Raw genomic sequence first — 23,808 nt, 5'->3', positions numbered from 1 at the left:
CGACTGGAGGTTGAAGAGAAAACAAGAGACTCTCCCGAGCGTCTTCAAATTATCGCTAGTCAGCAGCGTAAAAATCGCCCGGCGTAATTTCAGCATTCCGCATTGGTAGACGTTCGCTGCGGGGTAACACTATGAGACCTCCACCAATTTCGCTATCCGATTTGGTCTGTGTGCTTGTTCAGAAGGGGACGCCACAATAGATCAATGGTTGGCCTCGGTTCGCTCCATCACGCACGTGGTGCTTAGCCCGAAGCGGCAAGGTGCGGCCCCAACATCAGATGCCCACAACATGGACGCTAGAATGAACGGCGAAGGTACACCCCAATTCAGCTTTGACATCGACGGTATGGCGAACTTTTTCCAAAACTCCCCGTTCAGTTTTGGCGGAGGCGACATTTTCAGCTGCGGGCCCTTCGGGTTTTTGGAGCACGTCGCGAACATGATCTTCATCCTGTCCATGGTTGAAGACGGGGATGGCCGGAACCCGATCTCGGAGTTCGTGGTTGTGCTTCCACCGGATTCCGAACACACGGTTGAGGACGTTAGGGCCGCATTCGCCAACGCCGTTGCCGTGCATCGCGGCAAGCCGCTCGACGAGCAGGAACTGAAGGTCTTGCCAAGGCGTCTACAGATTGTTCACGCCGCCAACCTGCAGGTCGATGCCGTCACGGAGATTTTCGAGAGGGCAAGGCGAAACTCGGTCCTGATACTTTGTGCCGGGGCAAAGTATCGCGATGAAGCGGTCGAACTTACCAATGGCAAGCCAGGTCAGCTGGGGCTGGAGGAGGATCTGTGGGTCCCCCACTTTCACAGCCTCGCGGCAAAGGCCGTAGCTGTCGCAGGTCGGAATGAGCTTTATGTGGCGCTGCATACAGGTAAGTGGCGTCCGCATCGCAAAGGCAACACAGACCTTCTTCTGTCGGTCGAAAACTGTGGTCTGCTGACGGCTGAAAATGACAACGATATCGATGGCGTTCTGGCAGAGAACGCAGAGCTGTGGTTTGCCGCCATCGAGGCCGGCCGCATCGGTTCCGTGCTTGCGGCCATCGACGCGTTGCCTGAGGGGTTAAGGCGCCATAAGAGCGGGTTGAAAATCCAGATGCTTCACCGGGCAGGGCTTGCGGCGCAGGCTTCCGGGTTGGTTCGGGTGGATTTGCGCTCGGGATCAGATCCCAGCCCCGAGGGCCGTGTAAAGCTCGCCATAATCGCCGTCGAAGCTGGCGCGTACGACCTTGCTTCGGAGCTGCTGAACCCGGCTATCGGCGAGCTGGCTACGTCGGAAATGCTGGAAGCCGCTGTGGACCTCGCTTACGATCTCGGCGAGAAAGAGCTTGAAGCAAGAAGTGTTGCGCAGCTCGAACGCATGTTTCCGAGTTCGCACCATCTTCAGAGGCATCGTCTGAGGTTGCTGTTGAAAGCGCGCGACTATGCGGGCGTCACTGCAATGCTGGCAGCACCGCCGCCCGGCATCGATCAAGAGGTTACTGCTTACTATGAGCGGCTCGCTGCCGCTTTGTCTGGTGCCGCCAAGTCCGGCTACGAAGCTGTTCTGGCCGAGGTCGCGGATCGTTGGCCGGACCGGCTCGTCCAGGCGCGGCTCGCCTGCATCCGGGATGCGGATGCGCGTGGCCTGTTCTCCGAAGCACTCGCACTCGCCATGACGCTCGAGCTGGCAGGAGGGGACGCCCAGCGATCTGCATGGGCGCTTCTGCGTGCCATCGAACAGCTACTGATCCGTCGTGACGAACATGGCGGGCTCGGTATTGATCCGGCGGACCTTGATCGACCGGTTAATGCCATTCTAGGCTACCTTTCACGTAATCCCACTGACGGCGAGACGCGGCAGGCACTCGCAAAGCTTCTGTCGGTAAAGGTCACTGGAACCTACGGCCTGCCGGTGATCGCGACCGCTACCTTGAAGCTGATGCAAGCCGCTCCCGCGCCGACGGGTAACGCGCCAAGGCTGCGGGCAAATGGTCAGGTGGATTTCGAAGAGAGCCTCATGCCCTTCCTGAAATCGGCGCTGCAATGGCTAGCTGGCCAGCAGATCGTTGTTTTGAGCCGCACGACGCTGCCCGCAGCCCTTCTCAATGGGCAGGCAGATACGCTCATGAACGGGCTTTCAGGATTGATCGAGTATGTAAGCCAAGGCCTCCGCGATGATTCGGATATCGACTATATTCAAAAGCTTCTGGCAATCGCCGTGGCAACCGCGCCGCACACAACCGCGCCGAACATCGATCTCATGCTGATGAGGCTGGTTGGCGGCGCGTATGTGACTGCCGGACGAGTTCAGCTTGCGCGCAACCTTGCAGAACATGGCCTTCAGGTCGCAGGAGATGATCCGCTGCGGTCGCGTATCGCATGGTATGGCTTTGCTGACATCTACCATCGCCTCCACAACCTGACCGAATCGCTTGTCGGAATGGCGTGCGCACTTTCATGCGAAGCACCAGTCGGCCCCGAAGAATCATGGTATGAAACTCATGGCCTGATCCGGCTGATGCGTGACCTGAACATGACTGCGTTCGCGCGCTCGCTTCTGCCGGTTGCAAAGCAGCTCTTCCGGACCATGGGGGTGGAGCAATCTCAGGGGCATCGCCTTGAAACGATCGAACTTGGCCTTCGCTTCCGCGAATTGGTGATGACGATCCCCGCTCGGGAAAACATGGCTGAGTTTTTTGCCACTCTTGCCGATAACTGCCAGACTGTAATCGACCTTCATGACGAACTCGCCCCTGTCTCGATTTTGCTGGCACAGGCGATCCAGATGGCGGAGGCCAGTGGAATTGCCGTACCGGAGCGGGCGCGCGGAATGCTGGAGGCGGCGCTGGCAGCACTCGGCGAGCCGAACGCTTCGATGGTCCGGACCCTGTCTGTAGGGGGACCGTCGGCAAAAGATGTATTGTCTTTCGCGAAGCGCCTCGAACCCGCGCGGCACTCGGAAGATGCGGCATACGATGTTCGTCCCGTGGCAATGGCGGCACGGAGGCTGCTGGACTCTAAGGAGGCGGGCGACGATGCAACAGTCGCCGCGTTCGCAATCGAGCTTCTCGCCGACCAAGCAATCAAACATCAATCCGCTAACAGCGGTTCTGCCCTTCCATGCTCGATCGAGGAGCCGGCAGAAATCGCAAAAGAAATCTCGCGCGCCGGGATCAGCGTCACCTTGCTCGGTTTGACGGACACAAACCGCGTGGTGCGCGTTACCGCAGAAGGTGGCGAGTTGTCGGCAACGATAGTTGAATCGGCGGAGGTTTTTTCCAAGGCAGCATTCGACGCGTGGGGGGAACAGTACCCATACCAATACGCCTTCGATTCAGACGATCTGAACGTGTTCTACAACAGTATGCGCGAACTTGGGATCAGCGCCGTTCCGACGACGCCCGTTCTTCTTGTTGCCGACGTTGCGCTGCAGCAACTCCCTGCGAACCTGCTCATGGCATCCGGCGAATTGCTCGGCCTGCAAGTCCCCGTGGCGGCCGCACCTTCCCTTTCGTGGCTCAAGGAGGCAAGAGACCGCCCGGCGAGGACTGGTGCACCGTTCGCATGGATTCCTATCTCGGACGACCCGGAAGCTGTCCAGACTCTCGGAACGCTGGCCGAGCGGCTCAGCGGCACGCTTCGCGACCACTCGATCGACCTCGACACAGGGCTTGCGGTTCCGGACCGCTTGAAGGGTGCCGAGCTGGCAATAGTCACGGCGCACGGAAGCATCATCCCGGAAGGCCGCTTCTTTCAGGTTGTCGCAGATGATGCCAATATGAGGCTTACCCCCGACGCAATATCGAGCGCAGTGCGCAACGCAGGCGTTGTCATTCTGTTTGTCTGCAGCGCCGGCAGGTTTGATAAGCACCCCATGGCCGACACCACGACCGGACTTGCAAAGGAACTGCTCGATCAGGGCTGTTCGGCGGTAGTCGCATCACCGTGGCCACTCAACGCGAGTGTCCCCGCCTACTGGCTACCTGCGTTTATGGACGCGTGGTCCGCCGGAGCGAGTGTGATCGAGGCGAACTTCGAGGGCAACAAGGCCGTCGAACGCGCCCTCGGAAACTCTCCCGCAAACCGCCTTGCGTTGACCGTCTTCGGCGATCCCCTGGTGACGAAACGGCGGTAAACAAAACCTGCATGACGTCGAGCAGATTGGATGGGGCATCAGCTTGCGAACGGGCTTAACGTTCAATCGGATCTTGATGAGTGCTCGTTGAGTGAATCCTTGTAAGGATAGACGTCGTGCTAACCGATCTGCAGGTTTGGGGGCGATAAGATTATTCAATGACCGATATGAGGGAGCATTCCGACCGCTCGCTGGTATCAGCCGCGATGTCCGCTTCTGGGCGAGGCCAAGGCTGTGTGAACGTCCTACTTGGGAAGGGTTTCGGGTGCCGTCAGGCGTACGAAAGCCTCTCATGCAGGAACCCGCGGGCTACAGTCGATGTCTATGGGGATTTCGATTTGCGGCTGCTGTCGGCGATGGCGCGACCGTCGCCGGGAAGCGCCGGGATGGATGCGGACAGGCGGCTTCGTTGCGCCTCCGCGCGATGTTGTCGGCACGGTAAGCGGCCGAAGGCGGCCCCGTCGGCGTCGACGATCACCATGGACGCGTGTGGGTCCGTTACCGGAGGCTGAGGGCTTGCGGTTGAAGTCTCGACGACTATTCCATGCCGGGTCATAGAGCGGTCTCCCGGTTCGTCGCGGTAGCGTCCGGCGGTCCGCGTGGCTGCCCCCGGCGTTCGAGTACCTCGACGACGATCATGCGTCCGCCGCAGCACGGGCATGACGGGCGGAAGTCCTCCGGTTCGCCTGGTGTGTCGTCATCGGGTGGCGCAGCGACGCTCAGCAGTTCGCGGGCGAGCGCGAGGCTGGCCTTGCGAGAGCCGCCTGCGAGCAGGCCGTAGTGGCGGATGCGATGGAAGCCGCGCGGCAGGACATGGAGCAGGAACCGACGGATGAACTCGTCTGTGGCGAGCGTCATGACCTGCTGGCGGTCGGCGCCGTCGCGGCGGTAGTTCTTGTAGCGGAAGGTGACGCCGCTCTCGTCGAAGGCGATCAGGCGGCTGTTCGATATCGCGACCCGGTGAGTATAGCGCGACAGGTATGCGAGCACCGCCTCCGGTCCCGCGAACGGTGCCTTGGCATAGACCACCCAGCGCTTCTTCCGGACTGGCGACAGGTGCCGCAGGAAGGCTCGCCGCCCGGTGAGGTACGCCATTGATCCGAAGAAGCTGAGCCGTCCGGCGTCGTGCAGCGCCATCAATCGGGTGAGGAAGAGCCGGCGGAACAGCTTGCCGAGCACGCGCACCGGAAGCAGGAAGGCCGGCCGCGACGAGACCCAGCGCTTCCCGCCGGGCGCGATGCCGCCGCCCGGTACGATCATGTGCACGTGCGGATGGTGAGTCATCGCAGAGCCCCAGGTGTGGAGCACGGCGGTGATGCCGATCCTGGCTCCAAGGTGCTTCGCATCGGCCGCGATGGTCAGCATCGTCTCCGACGCTGCCTTGAACAGCAGGTCGTAGGCGAGCGCCTTGTTCTGGAACGCGATGTCGGCGACTTCGGCAGGCAGCGTGAACACGACGTGGAAGTAGCCGACCGGCAGCAGGTCGGCCTCGCGCTCGGCCAGCCATGTCCGTGCCGCAGCGCCCTGGCATCTGGGGCAGTGCCGGTTGCGGCAGGAGTTATAGGCGATCCGCCATTGGCCGCAGTCCTCGCAGGCCTCGACGTGACCGCCAAGGGCCGCGGTGCGGCAATGCTCGATCGCCGACATCACCTTGAGCTGGATGAGGCTCAGGTGACCTGCATGGGCGACCCGATAGGCGGGGCCAGCAGCACGGAAGATGTCGGCGACCTCGATCGAGGCGCGCACGGCTCAACCGGGCGGCGTCTTGCCTTCCATCAGCGCCATCAACCGATCGAGCGGCCCGGCGACCGCGTGGATCGTCCGGGTCGAGACCTTGGTGTAGAGAGCGGTCGTATCGAGCTTGCTGTGCCCGAGCAGCACCTGGATGACGCGGATGTCGACATCCTGCTCGAGCAAGTGGGTGGCGAAGCTGTGGCGCAGCGTGTGCGGACTGACGCGCTTGCGGATGCGGGCGACTTCGGCCGCCTCCTGGACGGCGCGGTGCAGTTGCCGCGACGAGATCGGCGCCGTGCAACTGCGGCCCGGGAACAGCCAGCCATGCGGAAGCATCACCCCGCGCCGCCTGCCTTCGCGCCACCACAGCCGCAGGAGCCCCAGAAGCTGCGGCGAGAGCATCGCGTTGCGGTCCCTGCGGCCCTTGCCCTGCTCGACGCGGAGCAGCATGCGCGTGCTATCGACATCGTCGACCTTGAGATGCGCGACCTCGGACACGCGCAGGCCCGCGCCATAGGCGACGCCGAGCGCGGCCTTGTACTTGATGCCAGGTGCGGCTTCGAGCAGCCGCGCCGCTTCCTCCACGCTCAGCACGTCGGGAAGCTTGCGCTGATACCGCATGACCACCAGCGCACGCGCCAGATCCCGCCGCTTCAGCGTCACCAGGAACAGGAACCGCAAGGCCGAGACCGCACCGTTGATCGTCGCAGGTCCGGCGCCACTCTCATGCTGATGAAGCTGGAAGCGGCGGATGTCCTCAGACGACGCCGCATCGGGCGAGCGGCCGAGGAACGCGGCGAAGCGCCGGACGTGACGAACGTAATCCTGCTGGGTATGCGAGCCCAGGCCCCGCATCAGCATGTCGTGCTGCATGCGCTGGCGAAGCGGGCTAATAGGTGCATTGGTCGATGGGGTAGCCATGGCGAGTTCCTCTCGTTGAAGGGAACTCCATGGTCAGATCGACGCCTCTACCCGCTCAAGGCCTATGACATGCACGCCATCTCAGAAGGAGGCGGCCCTCCCGCGCAGCGGGTTCGTGCAATGAGGCGCGAAGCCGCCGCTGGTTAGCTACAGGTCCGCTCGACGCGTGCTCGCGAGTGCTCGCAACTATTCCAGGGCTAGGAGTCGTCTGGTTTGACCAACTCCAAATGACTTACCCCTAATGCTTGGGCAAGCTCGTAAAGAGTGATTACGGTGGGATTCCGCCGACCGCGTTCGAGGCTGCTTAGATACTGCTGACTGAATCCAGAGCGTGCTTCCACATCCTCCTGCGTCAGGCCTTTCTCTCGCCGAATCCGCGCGAAGTTTTTTCCAACCAACTGACGCATGTCCATGCGTCGGACAATCGAGGTTTACACACTTTAAGTTTATCAACTATAATATGTATTCACTGAGCGTGAAACTCACCGGGAGCTCATACCGTGTCGACGAGAAATCCGAGTGTCTTTGCCGAAAGCCGGGACGAAGTGGAGCCGCAACTGGCAGGGGTGCACGACCCTGCGCTGCAGTTAGTGAACGATTGGCAGATAGCTCGGTACGTCTCCCTGCTGTTATGTCGCGTGCAGCAGCGTTTGGAGAGCCGTATGATGGTCAATACCGGAAATTGGGGATTGACCGCAGATTTACGAAACCAGGCTGAAAGCAAAGCAGGGCACACCGTCGGTGGTTCAGCGGCGTATGCGGTTGCGCGAGAGGCCGAGGTCTTAGCGATGACCGAGACTTTAAAGCTTCAAGATCTTATCCCCCAGGTGGCGGCTTCGTCGCTCACCGGGGTCATAGCCAAGTTGGAGATGATCGTAGGCGCAGATCGAGATATCGGTGACCCTACTGACTTCCCGTGGCCGCATATTGCTTCGGTGCTACGCGACCTCAAAGCCGTTGCGGGCGAATTGCCTCCTTATCGGCCGGATCGCGCCTCGACACGCGCGGATGCAGCGCGCTACTGGCAGAATGCTTGTAAGCTTCTCAGGGCGCTTGCGGACGAGGATGCTCTGCTGAACGCAACCACTTTATAAACCTCGCTAGACTGTCCAAGGCTTGGCGGCTGGCAAGTTCCCTAACGTGGGCGTGTTGAAACTGGCCGTTGTCCAAAATCATCGTCACGGCCACACGCGTAGCTATCGCCGCTATCGGTGGTTTGTTTGACGCGAAACAGGCGCCTGACTGGACAGCGTCCGGCCTATAGCTAATTCGAACATCCTGCCGACTGCTTCCGTGGTGCTTCCGCGACGTCTTTCCCGACCACTTCCCATCAAGAAATGGTCTTGCTAACCAACTGTATTTGCAGTATAAAACTGGCGCACCCGACAGGATTCGAACCTGTGACCTCTGCCTTCGGAGTAGAAATCCGGAGCTTACCAAAAGATTGCTCTTTAGGCTGCAGCTCCGGCTTTCGGCCTTTCTCGCGGCTGTGCTGGGCAATGCAAATCAGCCACTTGCTCTGGTCGAGAGGATGTCGAAGTAAATCTCGCCAAAGTTCAGTCAAGCCGAACGCCTAACGTATCGAATACGAGATGGCGGCCGGTAATGAGCGGAACCTTTAGGATGGGCCTTCCTCACTCCGGACCTGCACCCTGCAACGCACGAATGCGTCTTCAATACGGTCTGCCAAATAGTGAAGAAATCCGCTCACCTACGCCTTTTTCAGGAACTCTGTCCGCAGAACCAGGTTCTTGACCTTCTCGGCTCGACCCTCGACCTCATCTTCATGCCCGTGAGGTGGATGTTTTTGATCAGCGTTCCGTGTTTCAGGGTGACTGACGTGCCCTTGACTTTGAGATCCTTGATGAGCGTGACGGAATCTCCTTCGCTCAGCGGAGTGCCGTTGCTGTCCGTGACCTTCATGATTTCGCTTCCTGCCTTTGTGCGTTCAATCCGTTGAGGAGATCGGCAAGTTCCTCGGCATCGTGCCGGTTCATTCCAACGATGGTTCGGCTGCCCATCTCGGCGGGCCGTCCGGTCCAAGCATCGTTGACGGTCCAGGTGCCGGTCGGCTCCTGAAAAGGTTCGTAGCGTTGAGTCATGCGGAGACGATAATTGCCGAGCCCCGTCGTGCCAAGGGCCGATCAATATTTTCTCGCTTTGTATTGATGTTTCATACGTCAATGATACCATGGTGGATATTATTTCTCATATTCAGACGCTGATACCCAATGATCACTGCTTCCCAGCTTCGTGCTGCCCGCGCCCTTCTCAACATCGACCAGAAAACCCTGGCGGAAATGGCGAGCGTCTCGCTGCCGACGATCCAACGAATGGAGGCCAGCCAGGGCAATGTGCGAGGCGTTGTCGATAGCTTGATGAAAGTGATCAACGCCCTGAACCGCGCCGGCGTCGAGCTTCTCAGCGAACATGTGCGTAGCGACGATGGCGGCCGTGGTGTCAGGTTCCGCCATCCAGACACGCTGCCGGCGGGCAAGCCAAACTAGGCCTACAAAGCACAGCATCGACGCCACGCATTCACCGCCCCCATCTCCAGAAACACTCAATGAGCCTTTCCCGGCACATCAGCTTGCGGTCCTGCTTTTCCGCATGGAAAGACACGGTTCGCTCATGATCGTGTATCTGCGTCGGTTGACCGGAAAGGAACGAAGCGAAAGAACCGATCGGCACCTCGCCCGTTTCCTGACGTTCATCGCAGGAGCCGCCAACGCTGGCGGCTTCCTGGCGGTTCAGCAGTACACGTCCCACATGTCCGGCATCGTTTCGTCGATGGCGGACCATCTGGCACTCGGCGATGTCGGGCTGGCGCTTTCCGGGTTGGGGGCGTTGTTGTCGTTTGTCACAGGCGCGGCCTGTTCGGCAGTCTTGGTCAACTGGGGACGGCGGCAAGGCCTACAGGGCGAGTACGCATTCCCGCTTGTCCTGGAAGCGATCCTGCTGATCTGTTTCGGTCTGCTCGGCGGCCATCTTGCGCGTCATGAAGCGCTGTTTGTGCCAATGACGGTGATGCTGCTTTGTTTCATCATGGGGTTGCAGAACGCCATCATCACCAAGCTATCGGAAGCCAGAATCCGGACGACGCATGTCACGGGCCTGGTGACGGATATGGGCATCGAACTCGGCAAGCTGCTTTACTGGAACATCTCAGGCAATGACTCGGACAGACTGTTCGTGAAAGCAGATCGGAGAAAGCTGAGACTGCTTGCGTCGCTCGTAGCATTGTTCTTTATCGGCGGCGTCATCGGCGCTGTGGGTTTCAAACACATCGGCTTTGCAGCGACATTGTTTCTTGCCGCCATTCTCCTTGTGCTGGCCTCCATGCCAGTCCTGGAGGATGTGTCCATCCGCATGAAGCGGCTCTGGCAGTAGCGCGACAGGGCTTTGCCACATGCCGGATTTGGCGGCACATTCGCGATGGCTGGCGACAAGATTGGTGGCCAACACGGTTCGCCTGTTATGCCGTTGCCACCTCCGAAGCGTTGCAGCGGCCCGCAGTGTGCCACCTTCGCAACTGGCTGGCGAGAGAAGCAATCGAGAACCCAGTATGACTTGGCGTTCGGCTCATGCTTTGTCAGTGGCGCCGCACCTTAGGCAGCTCGTCGTGGTACATGCCAAGGCCTGAACGCCAGGAGGCCAAGCTCCTGTTCGATCTCCTCGGCTCCGACGGACGGCGGCATCAGCAGCACTGGCTGGACGAGATCTCGTACCTTGCCTGCCATGACGAGTGCGTTGCGATCCGAAGCGCCGCGGATATCGAGCAGTCTCACATCCGCCCAGATATTGGCGAGCTTTACAGCAACGCGATCCGGCATGATGTCGAGGTCGTGACGAGCATGAACGTTACCGATCAGAATACCGGAAGAATTGTTGAGACGCGTCTGCGCCAAGCCGAAGAATGTCTCGGCGCACAAATGATCTGGGATGCGCCGCCCGGAATATGCGTCCAGAACGATAGCGTCGTAGCGGTGACGGCCGGCGCGCAAAAAATCCCGCCCGTCGGAGATGAAGGAGTGAACTCCACGAGGTAACCCAAAGTATTTTCGGGCGATCTGGAAAGCCTTTGGATTGATGTCGACGATCGTAACACGCACACCAACCCTATCCAGCATCGTGCCCAGGCTGCCACCGCCACAACCGATCATCAGGACATCGGACACTCGCGCTTGTGCGAGGAGACCAAAGATGGCGTGTATATAGGGCACGACGCTGACGCCATTCGGATCGCACTCGCTTTGATAGCAGCCACCTTGGCGATAAATGAACGAACCGGAGTCCTTGGCCCGCAGAACCTCGATGTTGCCGAAATCGGTATGATATTTCGCAACCCGGATCATGACCTTGTCATCACAGCCAATTCCTAAATCCGCCGCTCGGCTGGGTTTCCGTTCGTTGGCCCCTTCATGCGGAGCCGAGGGGGTTCGCCCGTCATTTTGCAGCGGGCAGCTCTTCGCAATTGCAGGGCACCAATCGGCGAGGCTCGGCGCCTCCCAACTCGTATCTCCCAGTTTTCTACAGCTTCGAGACAGATGCGTCACGCATCATTATTTGAATGCACCGCATTTTAATATATGCTGCAGCGCTTAGAGATAATACGTCAAAGCTGATCAAAAAGGGGATGCGACCGTGATAACTGCTCCACAGTTGCGTGCCGCGAGGGCGCTCCTTGGCATCGACCAGCGCAGGCTTGCCGAATTGTCCAGCCTTTCGGTGCCGACAATTCAACGTATGGAAGCCAGTGAGTCGATTATCCGGGGCAATGTAGATTCCCTAATGAAGCTGATCGGGGCGCTTGACCTCGCCGGCGTCGAATTGATTTCTGAAGGCGCCTCCAGCCAAATCGGCGGGCGCGGCGTGCGGCTGAAAGCAGATTTTGATCCCGCCAAAATTATGGGCGGGGTTGATACGGACGCCAAAGTCCCTGTGAGGAGTGTGGCGTGATTTCGGGGGCTGCAGTCGTCCTGTGGGGCGTTGCCGCGCTCCTGGGAACTGCGGTGCTTGCGATTGCGTCAAGCCACGGATCGGGTTCGGGAACACGCCTGATCTACAGCCTGACGCTAGGCATATCGGCGGCCGTGCTCCTGGTTCTCGCGAGCCGTGTCGCCGATGATCCCGTAACCCCGTCGACTGCCGAGCTGCCTCTTGGGCTGCCATGGATTGGCGCCCATTTCCGTCTGGATGCGCTCTCGACCTTTTTCCTCGTCGTCGTCAATTTTGGCGGCGGCATGGCCAGTCTTTACGGCCTCGGCTACGGCAGGCATGAGTCTGCGCCGCATCGGGTGCTGCCGTTCTTCCCTGCCTTCCTCGCCGGGATGAATCTGGTCGTGCTGGCGGACGACGCCTTCACTTTCCTGCTTTCCTGGGAATTCATGTCGCTCGCTTCCTGGGCGCTCGTCATGGCGCACCATCGCGAGCAGGACAATGCGAGAGCGGGCTACATCTATCTCGTGATGGCGAGCTTCGGCACGCTCGCGCTGCTGCTTGCGTTCGGCCTGCTGGCCGGCCCGAGCGGAAACTACACGTTCGAAGCGATGCGTGCCGCCGCTTCCGCCCCGCTCGTCGCTGCTTTCGTTCTGGCTCTGATGCTGCTGGGCGCCGGCTCCAAGGCTGGCCTGGTACCGCTGCACATATGGCTGCCACTCGCTCACCCGGCCGCGCCAAGCCACGTCTCGGCTCTGATGAGCGGCGTCATGACCAAGGTCGCCATCTACGGCTTCATACGCGTCATTTTCGACCTGCTCGGTGAGCCGGCATGGTGGTCGGGCGTTGTGGTGCTTTTCCTGGGCGGCCTGACGGCGGTTCTCGGCATTCTTTACGCCTTGATGGAAAAGGACCTGAAGCGGCTTCTTGCCTATAGCACCATCGAAAACGTCGGCGTCATTTTCGTCAGCCTTGGCCTTGCTCTGGCCTTCAAGGCGAACGCCATGCCATCGGCCGCGGCGCTGGCGCTCACCGCCGCGCTGTTTCACGTCCTCAACCATTCCTTTTTCAAGAGCCTGCTGTTTTTCGGCGCGGGCGCCGTACTGACGGCAACCGGAGAGCGGGACATGGAGAAACTGGGCGGTCTCATCCACCGTATGCCGTTGACCAGTTTTGCCTTTCTCGTCGGCTGCGTGGCGATCTCGGCGCTTCCGCCCTTCAACGGCTTCGTCTCCGAATGGCTGGCCTTCCAGGCCGTCCTGCAGAGCCCAGATCTGCCGCAATGGGGCCTGAAGGTCATGGTGCCCGCCGTTGGCGGTTTACTGGCGCTCTCGGCGGCCTTGGCGGCTGCCTGCTTCGTGAAAGCGTTCGGGATTACATTCCTCGGCCGGCCACGCTCGGCCGCGGTGGAACTGGCGCACGAGGTCGACCGCTATTCGCTAGCGGCAATGTTCACCCTGGCGGCTCTTTGTCTCCTGGCTGGCATTGTGCCGGGTCTCGTCATCGACGGTCTCTCAGCGGTGACACTTCCGCTGCTTGGCAGCCGGATGCCTGTGCAGATGGCTGAGCCATGGCTGTCGATCGTGCCAATCGCAGCGAGCCGCAGTTCTTACAATGGCCTGCTGGTGTTCCTGTTCATTGCTGTCTCCGGATCGTTCGCGGCATTCGTCATTCACCGCTTCGCCTCACATGCGCTCCGCCGCGGCCCGGCCTGGGGTTGCGGCTTCCCGGACGTAACACCCGCCGCGCAGTATACATCGATAAGCTTTGCACAGCCCATTCGACGCGTCTTCGGCGCGTTCGCATTCCGCGCGCGGGAAAAAGTCGAAGTGCCGGCGCCTGGCGAAACTGGCCCGGCTCGTTTGACGGTCGAAATCCACGATGTGATCTGGGAAACGTTTTACCTGCCTATCGGCAGGGCTATCGACTTTGCGACCGACCACCTGAACCATCTGCAGTTCCTGACGATCAGGCGCTACCTGACTCTTGTATTTCTCTTTCTCATTGTCCTGCTTTTGGTACTCGCACTATGGCCCTGATCCTTGAGTTGGCCGTTCAGGGCGCACAGATGATGCTGGTGCTTTTGCTGGCGCCACTCCTGACCGGGTTCGTGCGCAAGGTGAAGGCACGACTCTTGCGCCGCCAAGGTCCATCCCTGATCCAACCCTATCGCGATCTCCTGCGGCTAATGCGAAAGGAAGTCGTTCTGGCGGACAACGCATCCTGGCTGTTTCGCGTGACACCTTATCTGATCTTTGCCGCCACCTGGGTCGCGGCCGCGCTTATCCCAACATTCGCAACCGGGCTCACTTTCAGTTGGACCGCGGATCTCATAGCTATTGTCGCGCTGCTGGGAAGCGCCCGATTCTTCCTGGCGCTCGCAGGGATGGATGTCGGCACGAGCTTCGGCGGCATAGGCTCAAGCCGCGAGGTGATGATCGCTTCGCTGGCCGAGCCCGCCATGCTGCTCATTGTGTTCAGCCTGGCGCTGGTCGCCGGAGCGACACAGTTGTCCACGGTCGCCGCCTTCATGGGCTCGCCGCAGGTCGGCCTGCGGGTATCGCTCGGAATGTCGCTCATCGCTCTCGTGATGGTGGCGGTCGCCGAAAACGCCCGCATACCAGTGGACAATCCATCGACCCATCTGGAGCTCACCATGGTCCACGAGGCGATGATCTTGGAATATTCCGGTCGTCATCTGGCGATGATCGAGTTCGCAGCCTTCCTCAAACTCCTGCTTTATGTGTCGCTGATTTCCTGTGTCTTCCTCCCCTGGGGGCTGGCTGGTGTCGAGGCTGGGCCGAAATCATTTGCTCTGGGTGCCGTGGCCTATCTTGGCAAACTTGCCTTGTGCGGCATTCTCCTCGCCGTGTTTGAGACTGCGATCGCCAAGATGCGCGTTTTCCGCGTCCCGGATTTTTTGGGCGCAGCACTCATGCTGGCGTTGCTCGGCACGCTCTTGCTGTTCGTCTCACGGAGCCTCTGATGAACGGCCTCACCTTCGACATCGCTCATCTGCTCGCCGGCGGCCTGGTGCTGGTCAGCTTCATGATGCTGTACCAGGATCGCCTCTTCGCCCTGATCAACGTTTTTGCACTTCATGCAATCGTGCTCGCCCTGTCCGTGGCCTGGCAGGCCTACATCCAGGACGCCCATCACCTCTATGTCACGGCGGCGATCGCCCTCATCTTCAAGGCGATCATCATTCCTGTTGGCCTGCACCGCATCATCCAGCGGCTCGGCATCCATCGCGACATCGAGACCGCCGTCGGGATCGGTCCAACCATGCTTGCCGGAATAGGTCTGGTGACCCTGTCCATGGTGCTGATGCTGCGGGTCACTCCCGACGCCGATCCCCTCGCCCGCGAGGATCTTGCCTTTGCGCTGTCCATCATACTGCTTGGACTCCTGGTGATGGTCACCCGCCGGAACGCCGTCAGCCAGGTTGTCGGATTCATGTCGCTCGAGAATGGCCTGGTGCTGGCCGCCACGGGCGCCAAGGGCATGCCGCTGGTTGTCGAGATCAGTGTCGCCTTCTCGATTCTGATCGCCTTCATTGTCATCGGCGTCTTCCTGTTTCGCATACGCGAGAGATTCGACTCGGTCGATGTCGGCGCGCTCGACGACTACAGGGGGGAACATCGTTGACCGCGTTTTCCCTCGATGCGGTGGCCGCCATCTTGCTGATACCGGTCGGCGCGGCCGCACTCCTGGCGACCCTGCCGAACTATCGGATAACGGCTGGCCTCAATGTCGCCGCGAGCTTGCTGACCTTGCTCGCTGCGGTGTCGCTTCTCGTCACGGATCGGCCGCAGCCCGGTCAGTATTTGCTCGTCGACGATCTCAATATCGTTTTCATCGTGCTCAACACGTTCGTCGGCTTCACGACCAGTGTGTTCAGCGCCTCCTACATTGCGCACGAACTGGATACCGGGCGGCTGACGGCGACGAATTTGCGATTTTATCACGCAATGTACCAGATCATGATGTTCGGCATGAATCTGGCGTTCGTGTCGAACAATATCGGCTTAATGTGGGTGGCGGTGGAACTTGCCACGCTGACTACCGTGCTGATGGTCGGCATCTATCGCACGCATGAGGCGCTGGAGGCGGCTTGGAAGTATTTCATACTCGGCAGTGTCGGCATTGCGCTTGCCCTCTTCGGCACCATCCTCGTCTACATGGCCGCGCAGCCGATTGTTGGCGAAGGCACGAATGCCATGGTCTGGACAGTGCTTATCGAGCACGCAGCGCGCTTCGACCCGGCGCTGCTGAACGTCGCCTTCGTCTTCCTGCTGCTCGGCTATGGGACGAAGGTTGGTCTTGCGCCTTTGCATGCCTGGCTGCCCGACGCCCACGCGGAAGGCCCGACGCCGATTTCGGCGGTGTTGTCAGGACTGCTCCTCAACGTCGCGCTCTATGCGGTACTGCGCTTCAAGCTGCTGCTCGCGGCTAGCCCGGACGCGATCGCGCCTGGACCACTGATGATCACGATGGGGCTCACCTCCCTCATCTTCGCGGCCTTCATGCTCTACCGCCGCCGCGACATCAAACGTCTGTTCGCGTACTCCTCCATCGAGCACATGGGCATCATCGTGTTCGCTTTCGGCATGGGTGGCCCGCTCGCCAATTTTGCCGGACTGCTGCACATGGTCATGCACAGCCTGACCAAGTCGGCGATCTTTTTCACGGTCGGCCACATCGCCCAGATCAAGGGGACACAGAACATCGCCGAGATCCGGGGGCTTACGGAAACGCATCCGGGGCTTGGCTGGGCGCTCGTCATCGGCGTCGTTGCCATTGCCGGCCTCCCTCCGCTCGGCATCTTCATGAGCGAGTTCCTGGTCGTGAGTTCGACATTTGCAAGGCACCCCCTTTTGGCGATGCCGTTGGTATTCGGGATTCTGCTCGCTTTCGGCGCCCTGCTGCTTCGGCTGACCGGCGTCGCTTTCGGCGAACCGCGAGGCAGCACCGCGCCCGCCGAGGCGTCCTACGTTCCGATGTATTCCCACCTGACGCTTGTGTTTGCCGCCGGCATCTATTTGCCACCACCGCTGGTCATATGGTTCCAGCATGTCGCCAACCTTCTAGGATGAAGCGGATGGGAGAAATGACATGCCCGCACTGACCGACCTCATCCTTGCTGGCAAGTGTGTCGACAACCATTTCCCGTGGTCGCGCGCAGTGGTGACTTCGAAAAAATGGAGCTTTGCCGTCGAGCAACTGGCTGAGGGTCACTTGAGCTTGCTCGGTCTTTGGGGCGAACCAGGCACCGTCCACATGGCACTACTCGACGAGGCTGTCGGGAACATCGGCGTTGTCAGCCTGCTATGTCCGGATGGACGCTACCCATCGGTCGGCCTGCTGCATCCGCCCGCATTGCGCCTTGAACGTGCGGCCGCGGACCTGTTCGGGCTCTTGCCACAAGGCGCGCCCGATACGCGACGGTGGCTTGATCATGGCTACTGGGGCATCAGCTTTCCGTTGAGTGCCCACGTCCGGACCTCTGTTGCGACGGCGCCCCCCTACCAATTCCTGCCTGCCGAGGGGGAAAGCCTGCATCAGATCCCAGTCGGGCCCGTGCATGCCGGCATCATCGAGCCAGGGCATTTTCGATTTACAGCCAGCGGCGAAACGGTCGTCCGGCTGGAGGAACGCCTAGGGTATACGCACAAGGGCATAGAAGGCTTGATGGCGGGGTCCGATATCGACCATGCTGCCAAGCTGGCGGGCAGAACCTCTGGCGACAGTACCGTGGCATACTCCCTTGCTTTTTCCCGCGCGGTCGAAGCGGCCCTTGGTATCGAGGTTCCTGCGCGCGCGGTCTGGCTGCGAGCGCTCATGGCCGAGTTGGAGCGTCTGGCCAACCATCTGGGCGACATCGGCGCCATCTGCAACGACGCCGCCTTCGCACTCATGCATGCCCACTGCGGCGTCCTGCGCGAGCGCGTATTGCGGGCAAGCGATGCTGCCTTCGGCCATCGTTTGATGCGCGACCGCGTCGTGCCTGGAGGAGTGGCGACCTACCTGAACGACGAGGGGACGACAGCGATCTGGTCTCTGATCGCAGAGATCAGGCAGCGGTTTCCGGCGCTTGTAGAACTCTACGACAACACCGCGTCGCTACAGGATCGGACAGTCGCAACTGGGCGGCTGAAGGTGGAACTCGCTCGACAATATCGTGCCGGAGGGTATGTCGGCCGGGCCTCCGGTCGGGACTTTGATGCGCGACGCAGTCTGGCCTATCCTCCCTATGACGCGCTCAACTTCAATGTGCCTCTCCTCCAGGAAGGCGACGTGAACGCCCGTGTCTGGATTCGCATTCACGAGGTCGAGCAGAGCTTGTCCCTGGTCGAGCAAATCCTGCGACAGCTGCCGGGTGGACCGATCCGCGTCGACTTGGCACAGACAGGCGGCCCGCATGAAGGCATGGCGCTCGTCGAGGGTTTCCGGGGCGACATTCTGGCCTGGCTGCGCATTGGTAAAAGCGGCCTGGTCGAGCGCTGTCACCTGCGTGATCCGTCATGGTTTCAATGGCCGCTGCTGGAAGCGGCCATCGAAGGCAACATCGTCGCCGACTTCCCACTATGCAACAAATCGTTCAACTGCTCGTATTCAGGACACGACCTCTAAGGGTCCAAGGCAAGCCATCATGCGCAAGCTCCTCTTCGAAAGCCTGATACGCCCGCCGCTGACCGAGCGTCCGCCGCGAGTGAGCGACGCGGCGGTTGACGAGCTCGCACGCGCCCTCAATGGGGTTGCTCACAGAAGATTGGGGCGAAGCCTGTCGATCCGGGCAGTCGATGCCGGTTCCTGCAACGGTTGCGAACTCGAGATGCACGCGCTCAACAACGCTTTCTACGATATCGAGCGTTTTGGGATCCGGTTCGTCGCATCGCCGCGCCATGCCGATGTCCTGCTTGTCACTGGGCCGGTGACCAGAAACATGCGTGAGGCATTGAAGCGGACCTACGACGCAACTCCCAACCCCAAATGGGTGGTCGCGCTCGGCGATTGCGCCCAGAATGGCGGCTGTTTCGCCGGCAGTTACGCCGTGGTGCGCGGCGTGTCGGAGGCGTTGCCTGTCGATCTGCACATTCCAGGCTGCCCGCCACCGCCCATCGAAATTCTGAAAGGCCTGCTCGCCTTGCTTGAGGGAGTGAATTCAAAGGCCGGTGTTGCCCGAAATTGACTATCGATGTGGAGGGCTTTTCCGCCACTAGGTAGCAAAAGCCTCCAGACCTAAAAGGCCTCCCGACTGCCTAGGTTTCGATGTGAAAACGGAGCCTTGAACGATCGTAGCGTGAAGCAGAAGCAGGGCGACTTGGTCGAAGGGCTGCCGCAAATTGCAAGGGAGCAGGCCGAGATCCGGAAGTGTTGAGCGCGCTGGACCGGGTCAGCCAAGCGGCCAGGAACCATCAACCGCCGGCAGATAGCTTCCGCTGTTCCTCACGGAACCCATGCCCTCCGCCGTGAATCGTCGACGAGATAGCGGCGGCAGGCTTCAGTGCGAACGCTCAGGCGTCCAAGTGGGCCTTATGAGTTGGCCGATCATCTGAAATGACAGTCCGCAACAGGCGTGCATGGTCAGACCGTGTCCATCTGATGGCGCAGCAGCCGCAAGCTGACGCTGGACCCATGCAGCATCATGTCAGACAGTGGATATATAGGTGTTGAAACATTGAGTGTCATGTATTATACATTATCATTAATGGGCAAAGGAAGCGGTAGATTTGCACGACCGACCCTGCCAGCCGCCCTTTCACGAGGCTTGGTGGGCCGATGCCCTAATTGTGGTCAGGGGAAATTGTATCGCACCTACCTGAAGCAGGTGGAGCGTTGCGCAGTTTGTGGAGAACGCTTTGGTGACATAGAATCTGATGACGCGGCGCCTTGGTTCACTATCCTCATTGCGGGCGTCTTTGCAGCCCCCTTGTATTTCTTGTTCCAAGGGCTTCTTCTGTCATACTTCGCCGTCACAATGGTATTGATCTCTCTTATTATTGTGGCGCTGATACTGCTTTTGTTACCTCGCGTAAAAGGCGCTTTGATCAGCGCGTTCTGGTTTTCGCGGCTTAAAAACGACGAGCCGGGATGAACACTCTACTGATCACAAACGCCGTTTTTCCATACGCCGTCGCGTTGGTCGATGACTGTTTCAATACGAAGCAGCCGTAGTCTGGAGACCAAAATGTGATTAGCGCTTCGCAGATTCGCGCAGCCCGGGCACTGCTTGGAATTGACCAGAAAAGCCTGGCTGAGCCTGCCGGCATCTCGCTGTCAGCCATCCAACGAATGGAGGCCGGCGAGAGCGATCTACCAGGCGCGTTCGACATGCAGAAGAACGTCGTAATCGCCCTCAGAGCAGCAGGGATCGAGCTGATTGGCGATCATGAGCGCAGTGGCGGCGGAGGCCGAGGCGTGCGCCTGGCGCATCCTGTCGGCCTGGCAGGCCGGACACATTGATTGCCTCGACGGCGTCGGAAGGCCGGTACCGATCAATCGGCGGGTTTCAACCGTGAAGCAGGAAAGATGAACACGTATCATCCATTGGACCCATGAAGCGACGATATACAGAACATCAGGAGCCAACTGGTAGCTGGTCGGTTTTAGATACTCAATTCTCAGGCTGAAGCACCACGACCTGTCGATTGTGGTACGGCGCGACGTCCGGCCCGGGATCGGTCGTCAGCATGGTAAAGGTGGCCGGCTTGTTGCCGACAGCTTCGCGCCAAAGCCCAGCGACGGCCATGAATGGACAGCCGTTGAGCGTGAAGCGATGTTTCGCCTTCGGATACTTCGTCCCTGTGAATTCGAAGAACGCGGACGCAGGAACGAGGCAGCGTTTGCTGTTCCCGAATTGCCGCCCTTCGGACCGGAAGTTGAACACAGGCCCGCCTTTTGGTCCGGCCGGCGCGAATCCGAACGTCATCGATGCAGCTCGATCGTGTCATCAGCGGCGCGCATTATTGGTGCCGGGTCATTAATGCGGACGTCGTCCACCTGAGGCAAATCGAGTTCGGTTTGGTGGGTGGGGGACTTTGAGCGCCAGCGACGCCATCATCCGGCAATACTCAGCCCAAATAAAATAATATGCTGCTCGTAATCGTTGCACATGGACGGCTCCAGACTTGGGCGACCTCTGTTGATATTAGGGCAAGCGAAGGCGCCATGGAAAGCGGCGGGTGATCAACCCCACGGGTCTCGCTCAACCAGAATATCCGCCTCCTTTGCAGCCGCAACAAAGGCCTTCCGAGCGGCGCGGGTCTGTTTGATCCGCTGCCTGAGCTACCCGGTCCACGGTTTAGACGGTGTTCCACGACCGACCGAGCGCCACTCGCACCGGCTTCTCAAAACCGCTGGTGCTGCAAAAAACCTCCCGTGTCATCGAGCGCCCCCCCCCCGCTCAGGCGACGATCGAATAGCGTGTTTGGGGCCGTTTCCAGACCGTCCGCTTCTGTTCGGATTTGACGATTAGCTGCCGTTTGGCTTGCCTGTAGAACGCTGCGTGCCCGTTAGAGGTGCTCCGCCGTTTGGCATTGCCGTCAGTCTGCGTAGAGGGTGTTCCGGGCTGGAACCCGACCGCTAAACGACATCGGCACCCCTTCGTAAGGAACTCGGCACGAATGGACCTGGCGCACTCCGACTATGCGCGGCGCCGTAGGATCGAATAATAAACCCGCTCTTGGCCGCACGTGCTGAAAGCGTGCTATCTAACGATCACAGCCTATCAAGCGGAGCGAAACATGCTGAAGACGGACACCCGCCAGGCCAACTGGCGACGGGCCAATCCCGGCAAATACGAAGCCCATCTCGCGGTTCAGCGAGCCCTAAAGGCAGGCGAGATTGATAGGCAAACTTGTGAAGTTTGCGGTGTCGAAGCCGTCGACGCCCATCACGATCAATACGAGGAGCCGTTGACGGTCCGATGGTTGTGCCGCCGCCATCACACCCGGCTCCATCACTACGGTGAAGACATGTTTCCAGTCAGGGAGTGCCGTTGAACGAATACCCGAGACATCTGTCTTTCGCTCGAAATGGCGTGGGTCCGCGGGAGGCGAGATGGATCTGCTCGCGGATCCATTGCTGTCCCTGATGCGCGTGAGTGCGCTCGTGCCAAATGAGCTCCACTTGAAACCGCTCCGAAAGCCAAGGGACGTCTATCCACGCGACTTCAGCTAAACGGTCGCGCATCAGGCGGCGCGGCACCAGTGCAACGAGCTCGCTGCTGGCGACAATGCTCGGAACAACAAGGAATGAGGCAGCGGACGCGACAATGGCGCGGGAGTGACCGAGGGCCTCCAGGGTGGCGTCGACGGGGGTCGTAAATCCGCCTCCAGAAGGCGAGACTATCACCTGTTCAAGCGCGGCAAACCCCGCTGCGGTCGCCCCTTCATTGATACGTGGGTGGCCGGGACGGCCGATAAGGATATAGCTCTCCTCAAACAGGTGCCAGGTCCTCAGGTAAGCTTTCCCGGTGTCTGGCGTGGCGATGGCCAGGTCGACATCGCCATCCGCCAGTTGCTGCGTTAACTTTGCCGGGGCCAAGCGGTGCACCGCAACCCGTATTTTGGGCGCCTTGTCGCGCAGCGCCACGATCAGAGGCGCCACCACCACAGCCTCGACGTAGTCGGTGCAGGCGATCGAGATGGTTAGCTCGGCTGTCGCGGGGGAAAAGCTGTCATGGCCCTGGAGGGTTCCGCGGAGCTGATCCAGGGAAGCTCTGAGCGGTCTGATCAGCTCCAGGGCCTTGGCGGTCGGCACCATGCCACGATGCGCCGGCACGAGCAGGGGATCCTTGAACAGGTCGCGAAGGCGGTTCAGTTGGGCGCTGAGCGCCGGCTGGCTCATATGTAGCCGGGCTGCGGCCCTTGTGACGTTGCGCTCGACAAGCAGAGCTTCGAGACTGACGAGTAGGTTGAGGTCGATACGCTTCATATCCATGGCATGGATACTAGCGCATAAATCAATCGATTTCACATATGGTCTACAGGGTGCGATTTAATCTCCAGGGAGTGCCGTGCTGCGCTGCTCCAGAAAAGTGATGGAGATACACATGTCGATCGATCAAAAGCCTACCATTGTCGTCGCAGGCAGCCTGAGCAAGCAGGGCCGGAGCGTGACGGAGTCGTTGTTGGGGAGTGGACGGTATCACGTTCGTGCGCTGACAAGTCGTCCAGACTCGCCTGCGGCCCTCAAGCTGGCCGAGCAGGGCGCTGAGCTCATCGCCGTGCCGCTTGCGATCAACCACAGGAGCGATTTTGTGAAAGCGTTTCGGGGAGCGCAGGGCGCCTTCCTGATGACTCCAGTCGTCGCCCCGCCGGAAACCTACGAGTTCGATATCGGTAGGGATCTCGCAGATGCCGCGGTCGAGGCAGGTGTCGAGCACATCGTCTTCAGCACCCTGGAAAACGTCGATGAGATCACCGGAGGTTCGAAGTTCGCGCCGCATTTCACGGACAAGGCGCGCGTCGGGACTTATATCCAGGGTCTTCCTGTTCGCAGCTCATTCGTCGAGCTCGCGTTCTTCTACACGAACCTTCTCGAATATTATACGCCGCGTAAGGAGGGCGACACGCTCGTCTTTCCGATCTATCTGCCGGAGCATTTCCGAGCACCCTTCGTCGATCCGCTGACGGCGACAGGGCCAGCCGTTCTGGAAATCTTCGACCATCCCGACATCTATGCCGGGCAAACGCTACCGATCATCGGGGACGTTCTATCACCGGCCGAGATGATCGAGACCTTCAAGCGCGTCACGGGCCGGAAGGCTGTGTATGCATCAGCCTACACCCCTGATGAGCTGGTTCGTCATTTTCCGGAGTTCGGGGAAAATCCCGAGCTCGTTCGAGAAAACATCGGCATGGCGGAATACGCGGTCGAATACGGATATTTCCGGAAAGACCGGGATCTCTCGTGGAGCAGGCGGATCAATCCCTCCAGTCTCACCTGGGAGCAGTTCCTGATCAAGACCGGTTGGGACGGCGAAAAAAGGGCGTTCGGTCTCAGCTAGTGAACCTCGGTCGCTCGCCGCTCGTTTACTCGCACGTCGAGCGCCGGAACCATTATCGGCAAGAGGGATTTCGAACACAGAT

19 protein-coding genes, 1 tRNA gene and 3 pseudogenes are annotated in these 23,808 nt (G+C 60.0%); 15 read left to right on the top strand and 8 right to left on the bottom strand.

Annotation, left to right across the window (positions count from 1 at the left end; translation table 11 throughout):
* Positions 1-301: 301 nt before the first annotated feature.
* Positions 302-4,120 (top strand): hypothetical protein, encoded by a 3,819-nt coding sequence (locus FJV80_RS29735; RefSeq protein WP_142878139.1) that lies wholly within the window; start codon positions 302-304, stop codon positions 4,118-4,120.
* A gap of 552 nt (positions 4,121-4,672) precedes the next feature.
* On the opposite strand, the gene FJV80_RS29725 is transcribed toward FJV80_RS29735, so the two are convergent.
* The 3 genes from FJV80_RS29725 to FJV80_RS29715 all read right to left on the bottom strand — a co-directional run bounded on the left by FJV80_RS29725 (position 4,673) and on the right by FJV80_RS29715 (position 7,188).
* Positions 4,673-5,866 (bottom strand): IS91 family transposase, encoded by a 1,194-nt coding sequence (locus FJV80_RS29725; protein ID WP_142878137.1) that lies wholly within the window; start codon positions 5,864-5,866, stop codon positions 4,673-4,675.
* Positions 5,867-5,869: 3 nt separating this feature from the next.
* Positions 5,870-6,775: a site-specific integrase gene (locus FJV80_RS29720; RefSeq protein ID WP_142878136.1), complete on the bottom strand. Its 906-nt coding sequence runs from the start codon at positions 6,773-6,775 to the stop codon at positions 5,870-5,872.
* Between the two features lie 197 nt (positions 6,776-6,972).
* Positions 6,973-7,188 carry a helix-turn-helix transcriptional regulator gene (locus FJV80_RS29715; protein ID WP_142878135.1) on the bottom strand — a complete coding sequence of 72 codons (216 nt, stop codon included), beginning with the start codon at positions 7,186-7,188 and terminating at the stop codon, positions 6,973-6,975.
* A gap of 87 nt (positions 7,189-7,275) precedes the next feature.
* Here FJV80_RS29715 and FJV80_RS29710 point away from each other — a divergent pair, with 87 nt between their 5' ends.
* Positions 7,276-7,869: a hypothetical protein gene (locus FJV80_RS29710; RefSeq protein WP_246689083.1), complete on the top strand. Its 594-nt coding sequence runs from the start codon at positions 7,276-7,278 to the stop codon at positions 7,867-7,869.
* A 280-nt stretch (positions 7,870-8,149) separates the two neighbouring features.
* Here FJV80_RS29710 and FJV80_RS34720 read toward each other — a convergent pair.
* Both FJV80_RS34720 and FJV80_RS29705 read right to left on the bottom strand, forming a co-directional pair.
* Positions 8,150-8,235: transfer RNA gene (locus FJV80_RS34720), tRNA-Arg, on the bottom strand.
* A gap of 251 nt (positions 8,236-8,486) precedes the next feature.
* Positions 8,487-8,698: pseudogene (locus tag FJV80_RS29705) on the bottom strand (alkylphosphonate utilization protein).
* A gap of 308 nt (positions 8,699-9,006) precedes the next feature.
* Here FJV80_RS29705 and FJV80_RS29700 point away from each other — a divergent pair.
* Together FJV80_RS29700 and FJV80_RS29695 are read left to right on the top strand one after the other, a co-directional pair.
* A complete protein-coding gene (locus FJV80_RS29700; RefSeq protein WP_095790220.1) occupies positions 9,007-9,282 on the top strand; it encodes a helix-turn-helix transcriptional regulator in 276 nt (91 codons plus the stop codon).
* Between the two features lie 103 nt (positions 9,283-9,385).
* Positions 9,386-10,147 (top strand): annotated as a pseudogene (locus FJV80_RS29695) (YoaK family protein); the annotation flags it as partial.
* Between the two features lie 236 nt (positions 10,148-10,383).
* Here FJV80_RS29695 and FJV80_RS29690 read toward each other — a convergent pair.
* Positions 10,384-11,130 (bottom strand): fused MFS/spermidine synthase, encoded by a 747-nt coding sequence (locus tag FJV80_RS29690; RefSeq protein WP_142878134.1) that lies wholly within the window; start codon positions 11,128-11,130, stop codon positions 10,384-10,386.
* 289 nt (positions 11,131-11,419) lie between these two features.
* Here FJV80_RS29690 and FJV80_RS29685 point away from each other — a divergent pair, with 289 nt between their 5' ends.
* From FJV80_RS29685 to FJV80_RS29645, 9 genes are all read left to right on the top strand, one after another.
* Positions 11,420-11,734 carry a helix-turn-helix transcriptional regulator gene (locus tag FJV80_RS29685; RefSeq protein ID WP_095773164.1) on the top strand — a complete coding sequence of 105 codons (315 nt, stop codon included), beginning with the start codon at positions 11,420-11,422 and terminating at the stop codon, positions 11,732-11,734.
* Entirely contained in the window at positions 11,734-13,752 is a 2,019-nt protein-coding gene (hyfB, locus tag FJV80_RS29680; RefSeq protein ID WP_142878145.1) for a hydrogenase 4 subunit B, read from the top strand. The genes FJV80_RS29685 and hyfB overlap by 1 nt, the downstream gene beginning before the upstream one ends.
* Positions 13,743-14,699: an NADH-quinone oxidoreductase subunit H gene (locus FJV80_RS29675; RefSeq protein ID WP_095790218.1), complete on the top strand. Its 957-nt coding sequence runs from the start codon at positions 13,743-13,745 to the stop codon at positions 14,697-14,699. Before hyfB ends, FJV80_RS29675 begins: the two co-directional genes overlap by 10 nt.
* On the top strand, positions 14,699-15,361 hold the full coding sequence (locus FJV80_RS29670) for a hydrogenase-4 component E (protein WP_095773166.1): 663 nt from the start codon (positions 14,699-14,701) through the stop codon (positions 15,359-15,361). The genes FJV80_RS29675 and FJV80_RS29670 overlap by 1 nt, the downstream gene beginning before the upstream one ends.
* Positions 15,358-16,809: a hydrogenase 4 subunit F gene (locus tag FJV80_RS29665; RefSeq protein WP_095773167.1), complete on the top strand. Its 1,452-nt coding sequence runs from the start codon at positions 15,358-15,360 to the stop codon at positions 16,807-16,809. Before FJV80_RS29670 ends, FJV80_RS29665 begins: the two co-directional genes overlap by 4 nt.
* A 19-nt stretch (positions 16,810-16,828) precedes the next feature.
* A complete protein-coding gene (locus tag FJV80_RS29660; RefSeq protein WP_142878133.1) occupies positions 16,829-18,346 on the top strand; it encodes a nickel-dependent hydrogenase large subunit in 1,518 nt (505 codons plus the stop codon).
* A 19-nt stretch (positions 18,347-18,365) separates the two neighbouring features.
* Complete coding sequence (locus FJV80_RS29655; protein ID WP_095773169.1) at positions 18,366-18,905, top strand: NADH-quinone oxidoreductase subunit B family protein; 540 nt, start codon at positions 18,366-18,368, stop codon at positions 18,903-18,905.
* Between the two features lie 615 nt (positions 18,906-19,520).
* Positions 19,521-19,811, top strand: coding sequence for a DUF983 domain-containing protein (locus tag FJV80_RS34715; protein ID WP_179296440.1), 291 nt, complete (start codon positions 19,521-19,523; stop codon positions 19,809-19,811).
* 95 nt (positions 19,812-19,906) lie between these two features.
* The gene (locus FJV80_RS29645) at positions 19,907-20,179 is read left to right on the top strand and encodes a helix-turn-helix transcriptional regulator (protein ID WP_142878131.1); all 273 of its coding nucleotides are present in this window, start codon (positions 19,907-19,909) and stop codon (positions 20,177-20,179) included.
* Between the two features lie 154 nt (positions 20,180-20,333).
* Here FJV80_RS29645 and FJV80_RS29640 read toward each other — a convergent pair.
* Positions 20,334-20,830 (bottom strand): annotated as a pseudogene (locus FJV80_RS29640) (SOS response-associated peptidase family protein); the annotation flags it as partial.
* A 629-nt stretch (positions 20,831-21,459) separates the two neighbouring features.
* On the opposite strand from FJV80_RS29640, the gene FJV80_RS29630 reads away from it, so the two are divergent.
* Complete coding sequence (locus tag FJV80_RS29630) at positions 21,460-21,717, top strand: hypothetical protein (protein ID WP_095773424.1); 258 nt, start codon at positions 21,460-21,462, stop codon at positions 21,715-21,717.
* Here the strand turns inward: FJV80_RS29630 and FJV80_RS29625 are convergent.
* On the bottom strand, positions 21,701-22,657 hold the full coding sequence (locus FJV80_RS29625) for a LysR family transcriptional regulator (RefSeq protein WP_246689082.1): 957 nt from the start codon (positions 22,655-22,657) through the stop codon (positions 21,701-21,703). The two genes, FJV80_RS29630 and FJV80_RS29625, sit on opposite strands and share 17 nt — an antisense overlap.
* Positions 22,658-22,769: 112 nt before the next feature.
* Between FJV80_RS29625 and FJV80_RS29620 the strand changes: the two genes are divergently transcribed.
* A complete protein-coding gene (locus FJV80_RS29620) occupies positions 22,770-23,726 on the top strand; it encodes an NmrA/HSCARG family protein (protein ID WP_095790249.1) in 957 nt (318 codons plus the stop codon).
* Positions 23,727-23,808 lie beyond the last annotated feature (82 nt).

It is taken from the genome of Mesorhizobium sp. WSM4310 (assembly GCF_007003935.1).
Taxonomy (GTDB): Bacteria; Pseudomonadota; Alphaproteobacteria; order Rhizobiales; family Rhizobiaceae; genus Mesorhizobium.
Note: the sequence above shows the minus strand (reverse complement) of the source record. Positions and strands in the feature narration are given on the sequence as shown.